General features: G+C 39.9%; 24 protein-coding genes. 23 read left to right on the top strand and 1 reads right to left on the bottom strand.

Going from position 1 to position 14275, the window contains the following annotated elements; all coding sequences use genetic code 11:
• Window positions 1-443 precede the first annotated feature (443 nt).
• Entirely contained in the window at window positions 444-1907 is a 1464-nt protein-coding gene (locus tag EFY79_RS20635; RefSeq protein ID WP_233578072.1) for an alpha-L-fucosidase, read from the top strand.
• 143 nt (window positions 1908-2050) lie between these two features.
• Window positions 2051-2677, top strand: coding sequence for an outer membrane beta-barrel protein (locus tag EFY79_RS20630; RefSeq protein ID WP_123122651.1), 627 nt, complete (start codon window positions 2051-2053; stop codon window positions 2675-2677).
• A gap of 123 nt (window positions 2678-2800) precedes the next feature.
• On the opposite strand, the gene EFY79_RS20625 is transcribed toward EFY79_RS20630, so the two are convergent.
• Complete coding sequence (locus EFY79_RS20625; protein ID WP_123122650.1) at window positions 2801-3379, bottom strand: hypothetical protein; 579 nt, start codon at window positions 3377-3379, stop codon at window positions 2801-2803.
• A 101-nt stretch (window positions 3380-3480) separates the two neighbouring features.
• On the opposite strand from EFY79_RS20625, the gene rpsJ reads away from it, so the two are divergent.
• The 21 genes from rpsJ to rplO all read left to right on the top strand — a co-directional run bounded on the left by rpsJ (window position 3481) and on the right by rplO (window position 14231).
• Window positions 3481-3786: a 30S ribosomal protein S10 gene (gene rpsJ, locus EFY79_RS20620; protein WP_123122649.1), complete on the top strand. Its 306-nt coding sequence runs from the start codon at window positions 3481-3483 to the stop codon at window positions 3784-3786.
• A gap of 116 nt (window positions 3787-3902) precedes the next feature.
• Window positions 3903-4520 (top strand): 50S ribosomal protein L3, encoded by a 618-nt coding sequence (gene rplC / locus EFY79_RS20615; RefSeq protein ID WP_123122648.1) that lies wholly within the window; start codon window positions 3903-3905, stop codon window positions 4518-4520.
• Between the two features lie 2 nt (window positions 4521-4522).
• Window positions 4523-5173: a 50S ribosomal protein L4 gene (gene rplD, locus EFY79_RS20610; RefSeq protein ID WP_123122647.1), complete on the top strand. Its 651-nt coding sequence runs from the start codon at window positions 4523-4525 to the stop codon at window positions 5171-5173.
• Window positions 5174-5370: 197 nt separating this feature from the next.
• Window positions 5371-5670: a 50S ribosomal protein L23 gene (gene rplW, locus EFY79_RS20605; protein ID WP_123122646.1), complete on the top strand. Its 300-nt coding sequence runs from the start codon at window positions 5371-5373 to the stop codon at window positions 5668-5670.
• Window positions 5671-5761: 91 nt separating this feature from the next.
• Window positions 5762-6604 carry a 50S ribosomal protein L2 gene (gene rplB / locus EFY79_RS20600; RefSeq protein ID WP_123122645.1) on the top strand — a complete coding sequence of 281 codons (843 nt, stop codon included), beginning with the start codon at window positions 5762-5764 and terminating at the stop codon, window positions 6602-6604.
• Window positions 6605-6660: 56 nt separating this feature from the next.
• Window positions 6661-6933: a 30S ribosomal protein S19 gene (gene rpsS / locus EFY79_RS20595; protein ID WP_123122644.1), complete on the top strand. Its 273-nt coding sequence runs from the start codon at window positions 6661-6663 to the stop codon at window positions 6931-6933.
• 61 nt (window positions 6934-6994) lie between these two features.
• A complete protein-coding gene (gene rplV, locus EFY79_RS22060) occupies window positions 6995-7561 on the top strand; it encodes a 50S ribosomal protein L22 (protein ID WP_123122643.1) in 567 nt (188 codons plus the stop codon).
• A 10-nt stretch (window positions 7562-7571) separates the two neighbouring features.
• Window positions 7572-8348 carry a 30S ribosomal protein S3 gene (gene rpsC, locus EFY79_RS20585; protein ID WP_123122642.1) on the top strand — a complete coding sequence of 259 codons (777 nt, stop codon included), beginning with the start codon at window positions 7572-7574 and terminating at the stop codon, window positions 8346-8348.
• A gap of 77 nt (window positions 8349-8425) precedes the next feature.
• The gene (rplP, locus tag EFY79_RS20580; protein ID WP_123122641.1) at window positions 8426-8845 is read left to right on the top strand and encodes a 50S ribosomal protein L16; all 420 of its coding nucleotides are present in this window, start codon (window positions 8426-8428) and stop codon (window positions 8843-8845) included.
• 99 nt (window positions 8846-8944) lie between these two features.
• Window positions 8945-9151 (top strand): 50S ribosomal protein L29, encoded by a 207-nt coding sequence (gene rpmC / locus EFY79_RS20575; protein WP_123122640.1) that lies wholly within the window; start codon window positions 8945-8947, stop codon window positions 9149-9151.
• Between the two features lie 35 nt (window positions 9152-9186).
• Window positions 9187-9444 (top strand): 30S ribosomal protein S17, encoded by a 258-nt coding sequence (gene rpsQ / locus EFY79_RS20570; RefSeq protein ID WP_123122639.1) that lies wholly within the window; start codon window positions 9187-9189, stop codon window positions 9442-9444.
• Between the two features lie 101 nt (window positions 9445-9545).
• A complete protein-coding gene (gene rplN, locus EFY79_RS20565; protein WP_123122638.1) occupies window positions 9546-9914 on the top strand; it encodes a 50S ribosomal protein L14 in 369 nt (122 codons plus the stop codon).
• A 75-nt stretch (window positions 9915-9989) separates the two neighbouring features.
• Window positions 9990-10328 (top strand): 50S ribosomal protein L24, encoded by a 339-nt coding sequence (rplX, locus tag EFY79_RS20560; protein ID WP_123122637.1) that lies wholly within the window; start codon window positions 9990-9992, stop codon window positions 10326-10328.
• Window positions 10328-10894, top strand: coding sequence for a 50S ribosomal protein L5 (gene rplE / locus EFY79_RS20555; RefSeq protein WP_123122636.1), 567 nt, complete (start codon window positions 10328-10330; stop codon window positions 10892-10894). The genes rplX and rplE overlap by 1 nt, the downstream gene beginning before the upstream one ends.
• Before the next feature lie 37 nt (window positions 10895-10931).
• Window positions 10932-11201 (top strand): 30S ribosomal protein S14, encoded by a 270-nt coding sequence (rpsN, locus tag EFY79_RS20550; RefSeq protein WP_123122635.1) that lies wholly within the window; start codon window positions 10932-10934, stop codon window positions 11199-11201.
• Between the two features lie 67 nt (window positions 11202-11268).
• Window positions 11269-11667: a 30S ribosomal protein S8 gene (gene rpsH, locus EFY79_RS20545; protein WP_123122634.1), complete on the top strand. Its 399-nt coding sequence runs from the start codon at window positions 11269-11271 to the stop codon at window positions 11665-11667.
• A gap of 164 nt (window positions 11668-11831) precedes the next feature.
• Window positions 11832-12386, top strand: coding sequence for a 50S ribosomal protein L6 (gene rplF / locus EFY79_RS20540; RefSeq protein ID WP_123122633.1), 555 nt, complete (start codon window positions 11832-11834; stop codon window positions 12384-12386).
• Between the two features lie 147 nt (window positions 12387-12533).
• Window positions 12534-12887, top strand: coding sequence for a 50S ribosomal protein L18 (gene rplR, locus EFY79_RS20535; RefSeq protein WP_123122632.1), 354 nt, complete (start codon window positions 12534-12536; stop codon window positions 12885-12887).
• A gap of 42 nt (window positions 12888-12929) precedes the next feature.
• Window positions 12930-13448 carry a 30S ribosomal protein S5 gene (rpsE, locus tag EFY79_RS20530; protein WP_123122631.1) on the top strand — a complete coding sequence of 173 codons (519 nt, stop codon included), beginning with the start codon at window positions 12930-12932 and terminating at the stop codon, window positions 13446-13448.
• A gap of 67 nt (window positions 13449-13515) precedes the next feature.
• Window positions 13516-13698, top strand: a complete 183-nt coding sequence (gene rpmD, locus EFY79_RS20525; RefSeq protein ID WP_123122654.1) for a 50S ribosomal protein L30 — start codon at window positions 13516-13518, stop codon at window positions 13696-13698.
• An 83-nt stretch (window positions 13699-13781) separates the two neighbouring features.
• Complete coding sequence (rplO, locus tag EFY79_RS20520; protein WP_123122630.1) at window positions 13782-14231, top strand: 50S ribosomal protein L15; 450 nt, start codon at window positions 13782-13784, stop codon at window positions 14229-14231.
• Window positions 14232-14275: the final 44 nt, after the last annotated feature.

Raw genomic sequence — 14275 nt, 5'->3', positions numbered from 1 at the left:
ACCAACGGTTGGAAAATCGGAGCGGTATAACGGGAGACTGTTACGTACCGTTCTAACAGAATCTCAGGCTGCGATGCCTGGGTTTACTTACTAATGTCAATCATGCATATACATCAAAACTGCCCCAAATTTTTGGGGCGGTTTTGTAATTATTACTTTTCAACAGAAACCGCATGGGCTTTGGTTTATATTGATGGGGATATTTAATACTACCGCGGATTATCCAGAAAAAAAACTCAGATTATTTCCTGCTTCACTATCACCACCCACCTTTCATTGGGTTAAAATAAATATAATCGGTATTTCTTCGTTTACTGCAATCGTAATTCAATCGCCAGGGGCAAAATTCAATTCATTAGAAGGCTTGTTTGCCATAATTCAAAAAACAAACTTTATTTTCGAATTTATATTACCGGATTGCTAAACCCAAAAAATGATAGATTATGAAATGGATGAAATCAGTTTGTAAATGCTTTTTGTTACTCATCGCCATTGGTTTTTTTACCAGTGAAAGTTTGCTCGCGCAAGAGAAAGAATATTATCCTGACCCGGACCCCCTGGTACAGCAAAAATTAGCCGAATGGCAGGATCTGAAATTTGGGTTGCTAATGCATTGGGGCCCTTACAGCCAGCGAAGCGTGGTAGAAAGCTGGAGCATTTGTCCCGAAGATGTGGGATGGGCCACCGGCGCGAGATTGCAAAAAGGAGGAGAAAATTATTTTGATTACCTCAAAAACTATGAAGCCTTAAAAAATACGTTCAATCCAACGAAGTTTAATCCTGAAAAATGGGCCGAGGCGGCAAAGGATGCCGGAATGAAATACGTAGTATTCACAACCAAGCACCATGATGGCTTTTGCATGTTCGATACAAAATACACGGATTATAAAATTACTGACAAGGATTGCCCTTTTTCTACAAACCCGCGCAGTAATGTCACTAAAGAGATTTTTGATGCCTTCAGAAAAGACAATTTCTGGATAGGCGCTTATTTTTCGAAGCCCGACTGGCACAGCGATTATTATTGGTGGCAACGTTTTCCGCCGTTGGATCGCAATGTGAACTATTCAATTTCAAAACACCCGGAGCAATGGAAGAAGTTTGTTGATTATACCCATAACCAGATTAATGAGTTAATGACCGGCTATGGCAAAATAGATATCCTTTGGCTCGATGGCGGATGGGTGCGCAAGAAAACGGATGCCGAAATCAGCGAAGAATATTTACAATCAAGAAAAGAAGGCATTTATGAATTTAATTCACAAAGCCAGGATATTGATATGCCTTTATTGGCAAAAGAAGCGAGGGAAAAGCAATCAGGCTTAATTGTAGTGGACAGAGCTGTTCCGGGTCCACAGCAAAATTATCTTACACCTGAGCAGCACATCCCAGACACAGGCTTGCCTTATCCCTGGGAAACCTGCATGACGATGGGCAATAGTTGGAGCTATGTAAAGGGCGATGTGTATAAACCGGCCGATGAGCTCATAAAAAAATTAGTGGACATCGTAAGCAAGGGAGGAAATTATTTATTAAACATCGGCCCTGGTCCCGACGGCGAGTGGGATCCTGTGGCCTACAGCAGGTTGCAGGAAATAGGAAAATGGATAAAACAAAACGGTGAAGCCATTTATGGAACCCGGATCTATAAAGTATTTGGAGAAGGCGACAATATCCGGTTCACACAAACAAAAGACGGCAAGACAAAATTTATATTTCTGTTTGATTTTCCGGACAAAGCGATTTCTTTAAAAGAAATGGAATTGAATAAGAAAAGCAAACTTCAAATGATTGGTTCTAAAAAGAAATTATCATGGAAGCAAGCCGGAAACGGAGTTAATATCACCATACCAGCAAATCTAAAATCCGTTTCCGAACATGTATGGGTAATTAAGGTGAGCGAATGATACTATAGTTTACCGGTTCCTTGCCTTGCTGATTTCAACGCATTCATGAGTTAAAATAAACAAGGTGAATTGTCGTTAAGAGAGGGAAATAAAAATCTAATTGCAAAGCAATTGCTTTAAAAATCCTCTCAAAAAAATAACCTATGAGAACTAAATTTGGTATTTCGGCAATATGCCTATTTTTCTTTTTTTCAACTTCATTTGCACAAACACAAAAAGGCAGTTTTGTTTTGTCGGGCAAAACGGGTCTTAATTTCCTGTTTTCGAAAATTACCACCGGAACTGATAGTGTCAGCACCGGCAAATCAACGAGCAACGATTATGATTTTGCTTTGGGCGCCGGGTATTTTATAGCGCAGGATGTAAGTATTGCCGTTTCGGGAACCTATTCTTACAATTACTCTAAAGTGCAGCAGGGATATTTAACCAGCGGCACACAGAATATTACGCAATCACTTACCATCGTTCCCCAGGTGCAATATTTTTTTCCCGTATATGGAAAACTAAGGCCTACTGCTGCGGCAGGTGCAGGCTATACCTGGCTGCGGCAAAGGGATTCACGAGTAACGGAAAATTATAATAAAGTGTACGAATTATCTGGCGTATCATTTTACGGCGGATTGGGAGAAACCTATTTTGTATCACGGGCAGTTTCTTTTGATTTGGGGCTGCAATATTCTTACACAAAATTAAAAGATAAGTTGGGCTCAGGGCAAAAACAGAAACAAAGCCAATTTGCAGCCACTATGGGCGTATCGGTGTATTTTTAAATTGTGATAACAAAATCCGCCGGTTTGGCTCGATAATAAAAAGACTTAAATCATACACATAATAAATAAGACACACAGGATGTTTTGTAATCTTGTATGCCTTGTTGTTAGCATATGTACACACTAAAAGTCATCGCGGGGGATATCGTCATTGTCACCGCCCAGGCTATAAACATTATTTTCTTCATCTTCTTCGCCAATATTTTCATTGGCATCATCTAACTCTTCTCCCGGAATATCGAGGTCTGAGGCCGAAATATTGTTTTTGAAGCTACCTTCATTTAATTCTTCCCCGTCTTCATCCCGGTTGTCAAGGGCTGCCTCACGAAGATTTTCATCATCACCAGGCATATCTGCAAAAGTCCTGCTTAAGGTATCTTTTTCCTGGTCAGATACATTTGAATCAGGGCTATCCATTATTTCCTGGTCAAGATTTTCATCAAAAACTTCGTTTCCTTCTTCGTCGGATGATGAAATAGTTGTGCCCGCCAAATCGCCAAGTGGCGCAGGTTCAAAGTTTTCCTGGCCTGGTATTTCATGTGCATCAGGAATGTCAATATGAGTCGGAACATCCTTTAACTCTTCCCGGTTTTGAGGAGAATCAATTTCATCTGATAACTCTTCTTTGCTTAAATTTTTATTGTTTTCGGCCATATTACTCTTTTCTTTTTCGAAAGAAAATATAATGCCAGTAATAATCATTTGATTTTTTTTAAAATCTTCACATTATTTTTTTGTTTTGTAGTAATAACAATCTACTTTTGCACTCCCAAAATAAATTTGGATAAAAAAAGTTCTTTAAAATGTCTCAGAGAATAAGGATAAAACTTCAGTCTTACGACCATAACCTGGTAGATAAATCAGCAGAAAAAATCGTAAAGACCGTACGCAGTACAGGTGCAGTAGTAACAGGGCCAATTCCTTTACCTACTCATAAGAAAATTTTCACCGTATTGCGTTCTCCACACGTGAATAAAAAAGCGCGTGAGCAGTTTCAACTTTGTACGCACAAGCGTTTGCTGGATATCTATACCAGCAGTTCAAGAACCGTAGATGCGCTTTCAAAATTGGATTTGCCCTCCGGCGTTGACGTTGAGATTAAAGCATAAAAGCCTCCTTCAGGCCTTCCTTTATGAAAGGAAGGAGAAGAAAGGGCTAAGTTCTTATAAAAAATTGTAACACTCATGTACCGGAATCCGGTACCGCTGAGTATAATAAAACAGAAATGAAAAGTATTATTGGAAAAAAGGTTGGCATGACCAGCATTTTCGATACTAATGGGAGGCAGACTGCCGTGACCATTATTGAAGCGGGCCCTTGCGTGGTAACCCAAAAAAAGACCATCGAAACTGACGGCTATAATGCAGTTCAGATTGCTTTTGGAGATAAAAAGGAAAAGCATACTCTTCTCTCAGAAAAAAACCACTTTGCCAAAGCAAACACTCCGGCAAAAAAATTCGTAAAAGAAATCCGCGATAGCGAAACAGATAAAAACGTTGGTGACACCATCAGTGTAGACATATTTGCCGAAGGCGATAAAATATCTGTAGTTGGCACCACCAAAGGAAAGGGTTTCCAGGGTGTTGTAAAACGTCATGGCTTTCATGGGGTGGGCGAGCAATCGCACGGCCAGCACGACCGCTCAAGAGCTCCCGGATCTGTGGGCGGCTCCTCTTATCCATCAAGGGTATTTAAGGGAATGCGCATGGCAGGCCGCATGGGAAATGATAAGGTGAAAGTGAACGGTCTTAAGGTGGTAAAGATTTTTCCTGAAAAGAATTATTTGTTAATCAGCGGTTCAGTTCCCGGTCATAACGGTTCAATCGTTTTAATCCAGAAATAATCATGCAACTAGAAATAATAAATATAGAAGGTAAAAAAACTGGCAGAACGATTGATTTGCCGGAAGAGATATTTGGCATTGAGGTTAAAAATCATGCCATTTGGTTGTCTGTAAAACAATACCTCGCCGCTCAAAGGCAGGGAACCCACAAAGTAAAAACCCGTGCAGAAGCGCAGGGCTCTTCCAAAAAGCTTCATAAGCAAAAGGGAACAGGCGGGAGCCGTAAGGGTAACCTCCGCAATCCTCTGTATAAAGGTGGTGGTACTGTTTTTGGCCCCAAACCTCATGGTTATAATATCAAAGTAAACCGCAAAGTGAAGGATATTGCGAAAATGAGCGCATTAAGTGCAAAAGCGAAAGAAAATAAAATCCTGGTAGTAGAAGATGAGCTGGTGAATATTGATAAACCTGCGACCAATAAATTCAGTAAGACATTTTTAGCCGTGAATCCGAATAGCAGGAAATCATTGCTGGTTTTGGCTGAATATGATGAAAATGTGGTTAAAAGTTTCAGGAATATTCCTTCAGTGTGTGGCACCTCATACCTGGATATAAATACTTATGACATTGTGAATGCAGATTCGGTAGTATTTACAGAAAGTGCTGCTAAGATTTTTGCTGAAGATGTTGAAACACAAAATGAAGAAGCATAAATGAGGAGTTAGGCGGTGATGAAATAGCCGTCAGGGGATTTTGAAAAAGAAAGAGTAAAGCAACAAATAATTCGATTTTTTATTCTGATTCAATCAGCAATATAAAAAGGATAAATCTGGAAATAAGAAAATGGTTTCCAATTTTAATTTCCACATTTTTAAACCAGCCTGCGGGGAGCAGGTTTCAAAATAGAACAATGAAAACGTCAGATGTTTTAATAAAACCTGTGTTATCAGAAAAAGTGAATCGCTTGTCTGAAAAATACAACCGTTACACTTTTGTTGTAAACAGAAAGGCTAATAAGCTGGAGATAAAAAAGGCAGTGGAAGAATTTTATGGCATTACGGTAGAGGCGGTAAACACAATAAATGTGCCTTCTAAAGTGAAGCAAAGAAACACAAAGGCCGGTTTGTTAACAGGTCGCAAACCAGCTAAAAAGAAAGCGGTTGTAACAGTGGCAGAAGGCGATACCATTGACCTTTATGGAAATGTATAAGGTTTTATATCGGAGATTAAGATATAAGAAAGAAATCAGGAAGGATATAATAATAGCCCGCAAATTTTTGGGGAAAATAAAATAAAGAATCATGGCTTTAAGAAAATACAAACCGACTACCGCAGGAACCCGCTGGAGAATTGGTAATGCTTATGCTGAGGTGACAACCAACGAACCCGAAAAGAGTTTGGTGGAGAAGGTTCATCATACAGCAGGCCGCAACGCACAAGGACGCAGGAGCATGCGCTACCTTGGAGGCGGACATAAAAAAATGTACCGCATCATTGATTTTAAAAGAGATAAAAAAGAAATTGCTGCCACTGTAAAAACAATTGAGTACGATCCAAATCGCAGTGCATTTATTGCTTTAACGGTTTTTGCAGATGGTGAAAAAAGATACATTCTGGCGCCGCAAGGTCTGCAGGTGGGCGCTACTATTGTAAGCGGCGATGCGGCTGCCCCTGAATTGGGAAATGCATTGCAGCTTAGGAATATGCCCCTGGGAACTGTAGTTCATAATATTGAGATGCAACCCGGCCAGGGCGGTAAATTAGCCCGCAGCGCCGGTTCATCTGCCCAACTTACCAACAAGGAAGCAAAGCATGCAGTTTTGAAAATGCCAAGCGGTGAGCTGAGAAAAATTTTAATTAACTGCTATGCAACCGTTGGTGTTGTTTCAAACAGTGATCATAGCCTTGAAAGCAAAGGAAAAGCCGGAAGAAACAGGTGGAAAGGTGTCAGGCCAAGAACAAGAGGTGTAGCGATGAACCCGGTTGACCATCCGATGGGCGGTGGAGAAGGAAAGGCTTCAGGCGGACATCCGAGAAGCAGAACCAATAAATATGCGAAGGGCGAAATTACCCGCACTTCGGGCAAAGGTTCTGATAAAATGATTATCCAAAGAAGAAACGGTAAAAAATTACCTAATAAATAAACTAAAAAGCTGAAGGCTAAAAGCCGGAGGTTTAAGTAAAAACATAAATAATACAAATGGCTCGTTCAATTAAAAAAGGCCCTTATGTTGAAGCAAAGCTGGAAGATAAAGTGCTTGCTATCAACGAAGGAAGCGCAAAGAAAGGTGTTTTAAAAACCTGGTCCCGCAGGTCAACAATTACGCCTGATTTTGTAGGCCACACTTTTGCAGTGCACAATGGAAACAAATTTATTCCGGTGTATGTTACCGAATTTATGGTTGGCCATAAACTGGGTGAATTTGCACCGACAAGAAATTTTAAAGGTCACTCTAGTAAAAAGATTGCATAATCAATTGATAATATGGTTGGCAGTAAAACAACTTTTATTACCGATTTTGAAATAGATAAATATGGAAGCAGTAGCAAAACTTAATAATTATCCGACATCCCCGCGCAAGATGCGTTTGTTGGCTGATCTGATTCGTGGACTTGAAGTGGAAAAAGCATTAGGAATTCTTCAATTTAACCCTAAGCATCCTGCAGTGCCGATGTATAAATTATTAAAGAGCGCCATCAATAACTGGGAACAAAAGAATAGTGATGAAAAGGTAGAAGATGCAGGCCTTATCGTAAAAACAATAATGGTGGATTGCGGAAGAGTGATTAAAAGAATGCGTCCTGCTCCGCAAGGTCGTGGTTATCGCATCCGTAAGCGCAGCAATCATGTAACTATTGTAGTGGACAGCATTAACGGCACCGGAAATGGAACTGAAAAAAAGAAAGTGTCTAAAGCAGAGGCAGCTCCTGTAGAAGAAAAAGCTGTTGCTGAAAAATCCACTTCTTCAAAAACAAAGAAAGCGGCTCCAAAAAAAGCAGCGGCAAAGAAAGCGGCTCCAAAAAAAGCAGCAAAGCCAACAGCAAAAGCTGAAGTAGAAAAATCAGAAAAGAAAAAAGAAGACAAAAAAACAACAAAATAAAAACCAAATAATGGGTCAAAAAACAAATCCGATTGGAGCCAGGTTAGGAATCATCCGTGGATGGGACAGTAACTGGTTTGCGAATCCAAAAGATTATGGTAAAAAATTGATTGAAGACGATAGGATCAGGACCTACCTTAATGCGCGTATCAACAAAGGTGGAATTTCAAAAATCGTTATCGAGCGTACATTAAACAAACTGATAATTACTATTCATACTTCAAAACCCGGAATTATCATTGGAAAAGGTGGCGGCGAGGTTGACCGTATCAAGGAAGAATTAAAGAAGCTTACCGGTAAAGATGATGTTCAGATAAATATTCTTGAAATCCGCCGTCCTGAGCTGGATGCGGCTATTGTGGCAGATACAATTGCCAAGCAAATTGAAAACCGTATTAATTATAAAAGAGCGATTAAAATGTCTATCGCTTCTGCTTTAAGGATGGGCGCCGAAGGCATTAAGGTGAGAGTAGGAGGCCGTTTGGGTGGAGCAGAAATTGCGCGTAGTGAAGAAATAAAACAAGGTCGTACTCCACTTCATACCTTAAGAATGGATATTGATTATGCCAGCCTTTTTGCACAAACTGTGTATGGAAAAATTGGAATTAAAGTCTGGATTTGTAAGGGAGAAGTCCTGGCAAAAAGAGATTTGAATCCAAATATTATCGCCGGTGGCAAGGGAGATCATGAAGGCCACGACAGAAGAGGCGGTTTCGGAGACAGGCGAGGAGGCGATCGCGGCGACAGAAGAGGCGGTGATAGAAGAGGTGGCGGAGGAAGAAGATAAACTAATAAAACAAAAGAACTGATATTTTAGATAGTTCATGGTATACTTTACAGCGAACAAACAATAAACGACAAATTATGTTACAGCCAAAAAGATCAAAGCATAGGAAAATGCAGAAAGGCCGTATGAAGGGCAATACAAAAAGAGGAGATACTATTTCTTTTGGAACATTTGGACTAAAGTCTCTTGATTCTGTATGGCTAACAAACAGGCAAATTGAATCAGCAAGGCAGGCGCTTACCCGTCACATGAAACGTGAAGGAAACGTTTGGATAAGAATATTTCCTGACAAACCTATCACTAAAAAACCTGCTGAGGTAAGGATGGGAAAAGGTAAGGGGAACCCGGAATATTGGGCAGCGGTAGTTCAGCCCGGAAGAATCATATTTGAAGCAGATGGCGTTCCGCTGCAGGTAGCCAAAGAAGCATTTGAACTGGCAGCTCAGAAGTTACCTATTCAAACAAAATTTGTAGTTAGCCGGGATTATGTGGGTTAATTAACAATTAGCAAATTAGCAAATTTGAAAATTAGCAAAAGGAATGCAGTTGTATAGAATTTTCAAATTTTCAAATTTTCAAATTTTCAAATTAATAAAATGTCAAACAGAAACGATTTCGTAAATAGCTTAAGAACCATGACTGTGGAAGATTTGCAGGCAAGGATTAAGGAAGATGAGCTACGGATTAAGAAATTAAAATTTGCTCATGCGGTATCGCCTTTGGAAAATCCGATGTCGATTAGAGACGTAAGAAAAGACCTGGCCCGCACTAAAACAGAGTTAAGAAAAAAAACAACTAATTAGCTAATTAGCTAATGCGCTAATTAAAAATTAATAAAATGTCCGAAAGAAATTTAAGAAAAGTAAGGATTGGTGTGGTTTCCAGTAATAAAATGGACAAAACCATCACCGTAAAGGTAGAGAGGAGAGTGAAACATCCGCTCTATGGAAAATTCGTGAAAAAAACTACCGGGTTTCATGCGCACGATGACAAGAACGAATGCAATATAGGTGATCTTGTGAAAATAATGGAAACAAGGCCGCTTAGCAAAACAAAGCGCTGGAGATTGGTTGAAGTGCTTGAAAAAGTAAAATAAAAAAGCGATTTGCTGTTAGCTTTCAGCTAATAGCGTAAAGTATAAATCTAAAGTTTAATCGGCAAAAAGCGAATAGCTAGAAGCCAAAAGCTAAATACAAAATGATACAGCAAGAAAGCAGGCTAAATGTAGCAGACAATAGTGGAGCCAAAGAGGTGTTGTGTATTAGGGTATTGGGCAACTCCGGCCAGGATTATGCTCATGTGGGCGATAAAATAGTTGTAACAGTAAAAGACGCTATCCCTGCAGGAGGAATCAAAAAAGGCACTGTAAGCAAAGCCGTAATCGTCAGAACAAAAAATAAACTGAGGCGCAAGGATGGATCATATATCCGGTTTGATGACAATGCAGTAGTGCTTTTAAACGCAGCAGATGAGCCGAGGGGAACGCGCATTTTCGGCCCAGTTGCCCGCGAATTGCGCGATAAGGGTTATATGAAAATCATATCCTTGGCTCCCGAAGTGTTATAATTATAATTGTATCTTTGCACCCCTTTTAAAAAAGGGTATTTTATAAGTAAATAATCAAGACAATATTTGTCAAAAATGAAGACAAGATTTAAACCAAAGTTCAACATAAAAAAAGGTGATTCCGTTGTTGTGATTGCCGGCGATGATAAAGATTTAAAAAAGCCGCGGAAGGTGCTGGAACTGATTACCGATAAAAACCGTGTGTTGGTAGAGGGTGTAAATATCGTTACCAAACATACGAAGCCATCTGCTCAAAACACAAAAGGTGGAATCATGAAAGTGGAAGCGCCTATAGCTATTTCCAATGTGATGCTTTGGGATTCGAAATCTCACGGCCCTTCAAAGATCATCAGATCAAGGGAAAACGGAAAATTAATCAGAACCGCTAAAAAATCAGGGGAGGTAATAAAATAATGAGTACGGAAACATATACTCCAAGATTGGAAGATAAGTACAAAAAAGAAGTTGTACCGGCATTAATGAAAAAATTTGCTTACAAAACTGTAATGCAGGCGCCCAGGCTTACCAAGGTTTGTTTGAACCGGGGGGTGAATGGCGCTGTGGCTGACAAAAAGCTAATTGATGTAGCGATAGATGAGCTGACAAACATCACGGGGCAAAAGGCTGTGGCCACAATGTCTAAGAAGGATATCTCTAATTTCAAGTTGCGCAAAAACATGCCTATCGGCGCAAAAGTTACTTTGCGCGGCGATACAATGTATGAATTTTTAGACCGCCTGGTTTCTGTTTCGCTGCCCCGCGTTCGTGATTTTAAGGGAATTAATGATAAATCTTTTGACGGCCGCGGCAACTATACAATGGGCGTTACAGAGCAAATTATTTTTCCTGAAATTGATATTGATAAAGTGAATAAAATCACTGGGCTTGATATCACTTTTGTAACCACGGCAAATACCAATGAAGAAGCTTACGAGCTTCTGAAAGGATTGGGGCTGCCATTTAAAAATATAAAAAAATAAATCAATTAGCTAATTAGCTAATTATCAAATTAGAATTATGGCTAAAGAGTCAATAAAAGCAAGACAAAGAAAGCGGGTGGCGATGGTGGAAAAATATGCTGAAAAAAGGAAGGCATTGAAAGAAGCCGGAGATTATAAAGCATTGGACCTTCTTCCTAAAAACGCATCTCCTGTTCGTCTTAAAAACAGGTGCCAGCTTACCGGCCGCCCAAGAGGATATATGAGGCATTTCGGGCTTTCAAGAAATCAGTTCCGTGACATGGCGCTTGAAGGAAAAATTCCTGGTGTCAAGAAAGCAAGCTGGTAAGAAAGGCTAAAGGCCAAACCCGGATATCGCATTGTAGTTAAACAATTATAAAAAAGAAAATTAAACAATGGTTACTGATCCTATCGCAGATTATCTGACAAGAATACGCAACGCACAAATGGCAAGCCACAGGATTGTGGAAATTCCTGCCAGTAATTTAAAAAAGCGCATCACTGAAATTTTATATACCCAGGGTTATATTTTAAAATATAAGTTTGAAGATGATTCAAAACAGGGAGTTATTAAAATAGCGCTTAAATATGATCCCCAGTCAAAAGTCCCCGCAATCGAAAGTCTTGAAAGAGTGAGCCGTCCCGGATTGCGCACTTACTCTAAGCCCAATGAATTTAAGAGAGTAAAGAATGGCTTAGGTATTTCCATCATTTCTACTTCCAAAGGAGTAATGACTGATAAAGAAGCGAAGGCCCAAAATGTGGGTGGGGAAGTATTGTGTAATGTTTATTAATAATGAATTCAATAGTTGGAGCAATTATCACTTTCCTGGTCTTATTTTTTGCGATAAGATATGTGTTGAGAAGCTCTGATAGAAATAAATAAAATTGGTAAGAAATTAAGCCTTAGTCGTGGCTGAACACTGCCAGATTAAAAACTAAATAAATAAAACCGGCTATGTCAAGAGTAGGAAAAAACCCCGTAAAAATCGCCAAAGGCGTACAGGTCACCGTGGGGAAAGATAATGTAGTTACAGTGAAGGGCCCCAAGGGAGAATTAAAGCAGACCATAGATCCTGATATTAAAGTGGAGGTAAAGGATGATAAAATTGAATTGGCCCGCCCTACAGAGCAGATACGGCATAAGGCCATGCATGGACTGTACCGCGCTTTGATAAATAACATGATTGTAGGAGTTACAGATGGATATACTAAAACCCTTGAATTAGTAGGGGTTGGTTATAAAGCCACTAACCAGGGAAATCTTCTCGACCTTTCTCTTGGTTTTTCTCACAACATCGTGGTTGAAATACCAAAAGAGCTTACTGTAGCAACTGCTCAGGAAAAAGGGAAAAATCCAAAAGTGATTTTGACCAGCGCCGACAAGCAATTGCTTGGGCAGGTTGCTGCAAAAATTCGCAGCCTGCGCAAGCCCGAGCCTTACAAAGGGAAAGGTGTTAAGTTTGAAGGCGAAATATTACGCAGAAAAGCAGGTAAGGCTGCAGGTAAATAAATTGATGGCTGATTGGCTAATGCCTGGTTTTTTTCGTAGTAAACGAATAAATAATTAGGATTTTTAATCAGCATCAAATAAAGAATAATAAATAAAAATTTTCCGGGACCCGGTAGCTATCCGGACGGAATTTAAAATAGAAATAAAATGAACTCAAAAGTTAGCGCCCGTCAAAAGATTAGATACCGCATTCGCAAAAGAATCAGCGGAAGCGCTCAAAAGCCACGCTTAAGCGTTTTCAGAAGCAATAAAGAAATTTATGTTCAGCTAATTGATGATGCCAACGGGGCAACGATTGCATCTGCATCCTCCCGCGAAAAAGACATCGCTTCGCAGAAAGGAACCAAGGTGGAAACGAGCAAAAAGGTAGGTGAAGCTATTGCAAAGAAATCCATTGACCTGGGAATTAAGCAGGTAGTTTTTGACCGCAGTGGTTATCTGTATCATGGCCGTATCAAAGCAGTAGCCGAAGGTGCGAGAGAGGGGGGACTGGATTTTTAAAATCCTTCAAAAGTTTAATAGTAAAATTTACAAACAGTTATAATGTTGAAATCAAACACACAGAGAATAAAAGGTGCTGATCTTGAATTAAAAGAAAAAGTAGTATCCATAAATCGCGTGGTAAAGACCACCAAGGGCGGAAGGGCATTTAGTTTTTCTGCCATCGTGGTAGTTGGGAATGAAAATGGAGTGGTAGGCCATGGATTAGGTAAGGCCAAAGAAGTGCAGGAAGCTATTTTGAAGGGAATGGATGATGCCAAAAAGAATCTTATAAAAGTTCCCCTGCTGCATGGTACCATTCCGCACGAACAATGGTGTAAGGATGGCGCTGCCAAAGTTTTGATTAAGCCAGCTGCCGCCGGTACAGGCGTAATTGCCGGAGGAAGCATGCGTGCGGTGTTGGAGAGTGCTGGTATTACAGACGTGTTGGCTAAGTCTCTTGGTTCAGCAAATCCGCATAATGTGGTAAAAGCCACGGTTAAGGCTTTGTCAATGTTAAGAGAACCAACCGGCGTTGCAAAAACAAGAAATATTTCGCTGAAAAAAGTTTTTAACGGATAAATTGTTACCAGGTAAGAGAAAGCGGTTCATACAACATACCGGAATCTTACTACCGAAAAAAATTATCATGAAAAAGATAAAAATAACACAGATAAAAAGTGGGATCGACCGTTCAGAAAGGCAAAAGCTTACATTAAAAGCTTTGGGACTTAATAAGTTGCATTCTGTAAAGGAAGTGGAAGCCACTCCTCAAATTCTTGGGATGGTTAAAAAAGTAAATCATTTAATTAAAGTGGAAGAACTGGCTTAAGCCGGTTTTCGCTTTTTTGTTTAATATTAATTTTAAATAGCGAGCTCCGGGTACCTGGGGCGTTGAGTTAAAAAAAAAGTACTATGAAATTAGAGAATTTAAAGCCGGCATACGGCGCTACTCACAAGGTAAAAAGATTAGGCCGCGGCGAAGCTTCCGGTAAGGGAGGAACATCAACCAAAGGAAACAAAGGTGGCCAAAGCCGCACAGGTTACAAAATTAAAATGGCGCACGAGGGAGGCCAGATGCCTATCCAGAGGAGGCTGCCAAAACGTGGTTTCAAAAACAATAACCGCATTGAATATAAAGTTTTCAATCTCGGCCAGGTAGATCAGTTAATAGAAAAGCACGAGATCACTGAATTTACTGCTGAAAATTTGTATATTAATAACCTGATTGGCCAGTTCGACAGGGTAAAAATTTTGGGCAATGGCGAGCTTAAATCGAAGATTACTTTTAAGGTAGATGCGGTAAGCAAGAAGGCTAAAGAAGCGATTGAGTCAGCAGGCGGTTCAATTGAAATTTTAAAATAAATCATTGATATTTGCATCCCAAACCCGGTAGCAAATAATTAAAC

Origin of the sequence: Hanamia caeni, assembly GCF_003721595.1 — a bacterium.
Lineage (GTDB): Bacteria > Bacteroidota > Bacteroidia > Chitinophagales > Chitinophagaceae > Ginsengibacter > Ginsengibacter caeni.
The sequence above is the reverse complement of the archived record's forward strand: the minus strand, read 5'-3'. Positions and strand labels throughout refer to the sequence as shown.

Bases quoted from the DNA above. Each gene is read 5' to 3' on its own strand.
- EFY79_RS20635 (WP_233578072.1), top strand. From the start codon at position 444: ATGAAATGGATGAAATCAGTTTGTAAATGCTTTTTGTTACTCATCGCC.
- EFY79_RS20630 (WP_123122651.1), top strand. From the start codon at position 2,051: ATGAGAACTAAATTTGGTATTTCGGCAATATGCCTATTTTTCTTTTTT.
- EFY79_RS20625 (WP_123122650.1), bottom strand. From the start codon at position 3,379: ATGATTATTACTGGCATTATATTTTCTTTCGAAAAAGAAAAGAGTAAT.
- rpsJ (WP_123122649.1), top strand. From the start codon at position 3,481: ATGTCTCAGAGAATAAGGATAAAACTTCAGTCTTACGACCATAACCTG.
- rplC (WP_123122648.1), top strand. From the start codon at position 3,903: ATGAAAAGTATTATTGGAAAAAAGGTTGGCATGACCAGCATTTTCGAT.
- rplD (WP_123122647.1), top strand. From the start codon at position 4,523: ATGCAACTAGAAATAATAAATATAGAAGGTAAAAAAACTGGCAGAACG.
- rplW (WP_123122646.1), top strand. From the start codon at position 5,371: ATGAAAACGTCAGATGTTTTAATAAAACCTGTGTTATCAGAAAAAGTG.
- rplB (WP_123122645.1), top strand. From the start codon at position 5,762: ATGGCTTTAAGAAAATACAAACCGACTACCGCAGGAACCCGCTGGAGA.
- rpsS (WP_123122644.1), top strand. From the start codon at position 6,661: ATGGCTCGTTCAATTAAAAAAGGCCCTTATGTTGAAGCAAAGCTGGAA.
- rplV (WP_123122643.1), top strand. From the start codon at position 6,995: ATGGAAGCAGTAGCAAAACTTAATAATTATCCGACATCCCCGCGCAAG.
- rpsC (WP_123122642.1), top strand. From the start codon at position 7,572: ATGGGTCAAAAAACAAATCCGATTGGAGCCAGGTTAGGAATCATCCGT.
- rplP (WP_123122641.1), top strand. From the start codon at position 8,426: ATGTTACAGCCAAAAAGATCAAAGCATAGGAAAATGCAGAAAGGCCGT.
- rpmC (WP_123122640.1), top strand. From the start codon at position 8,945: ATGTCAAACAGAAACGATTTCGTAAATAGCTTAAGAACCATGACTGTG.
- rpsQ (WP_123122639.1), top strand. From the start codon at position 9,187: ATGTCCGAAAGAAATTTAAGAAAAGTAAGGATTGGTGTGGTTTCCAGT.
- rplN (WP_123122638.1), top strand. From the start codon at position 9,546: ATGATACAGCAAGAAAGCAGGCTAAATGTAGCAGACAATAGTGGAGCC.
- rplX (WP_123122637.1), top strand. From the start codon at position 9,990: ATGAAGACAAGATTTAAACCAAAGTTCAACATAAAAAAAGGTGATTCC.
- rplE (WP_123122636.1), top strand. From the start codon at position 10,328: ATGAGTACGGAAACATATACTCCAAGATTGGAAGATAAGTACAAAAAA.
- rpsN (WP_123122635.1), top strand. From the start codon at position 10,932: ATGGCTAAAGAGTCAATAAAAGCAAGACAAAGAAAGCGGGTGGCGATG.
- rpsH (WP_123122634.1), top strand. From the start codon at position 11,269: ATGGTTACTGATCCTATCGCAGATTATCTGACAAGAATACGCAACGCA.
- rplF (WP_123122633.1), top strand. From the start codon at position 11,832: ATGTCAAGAGTAGGAAAAAACCCCGTAAAAATCGCCAAAGGCGTACAG.
- rplR (WP_123122632.1), top strand. From the start codon at position 12,534: ATGAACTCAAAAGTTAGCGCCCGTCAAAAGATTAGATACCGCATTCGC.
- rpsE (WP_123122631.1), top strand. From the start codon at position 12,930: ATGTTGAAATCAAACACACAGAGAATAAAAGGTGCTGATCTTGAATTA.
- rpmD (WP_123122654.1), top strand. From the start codon at position 13,516: ATGAAAAAGATAAAAATAACACAGATAAAAAGTGGGATCGACCGTTCA.
- rplO (WP_123122630.1), top strand. From the start codon at position 13,782: ATGAAATTAGAGAATTTAAAGCCGGCATACGGCGCTACTCACAAGGTA.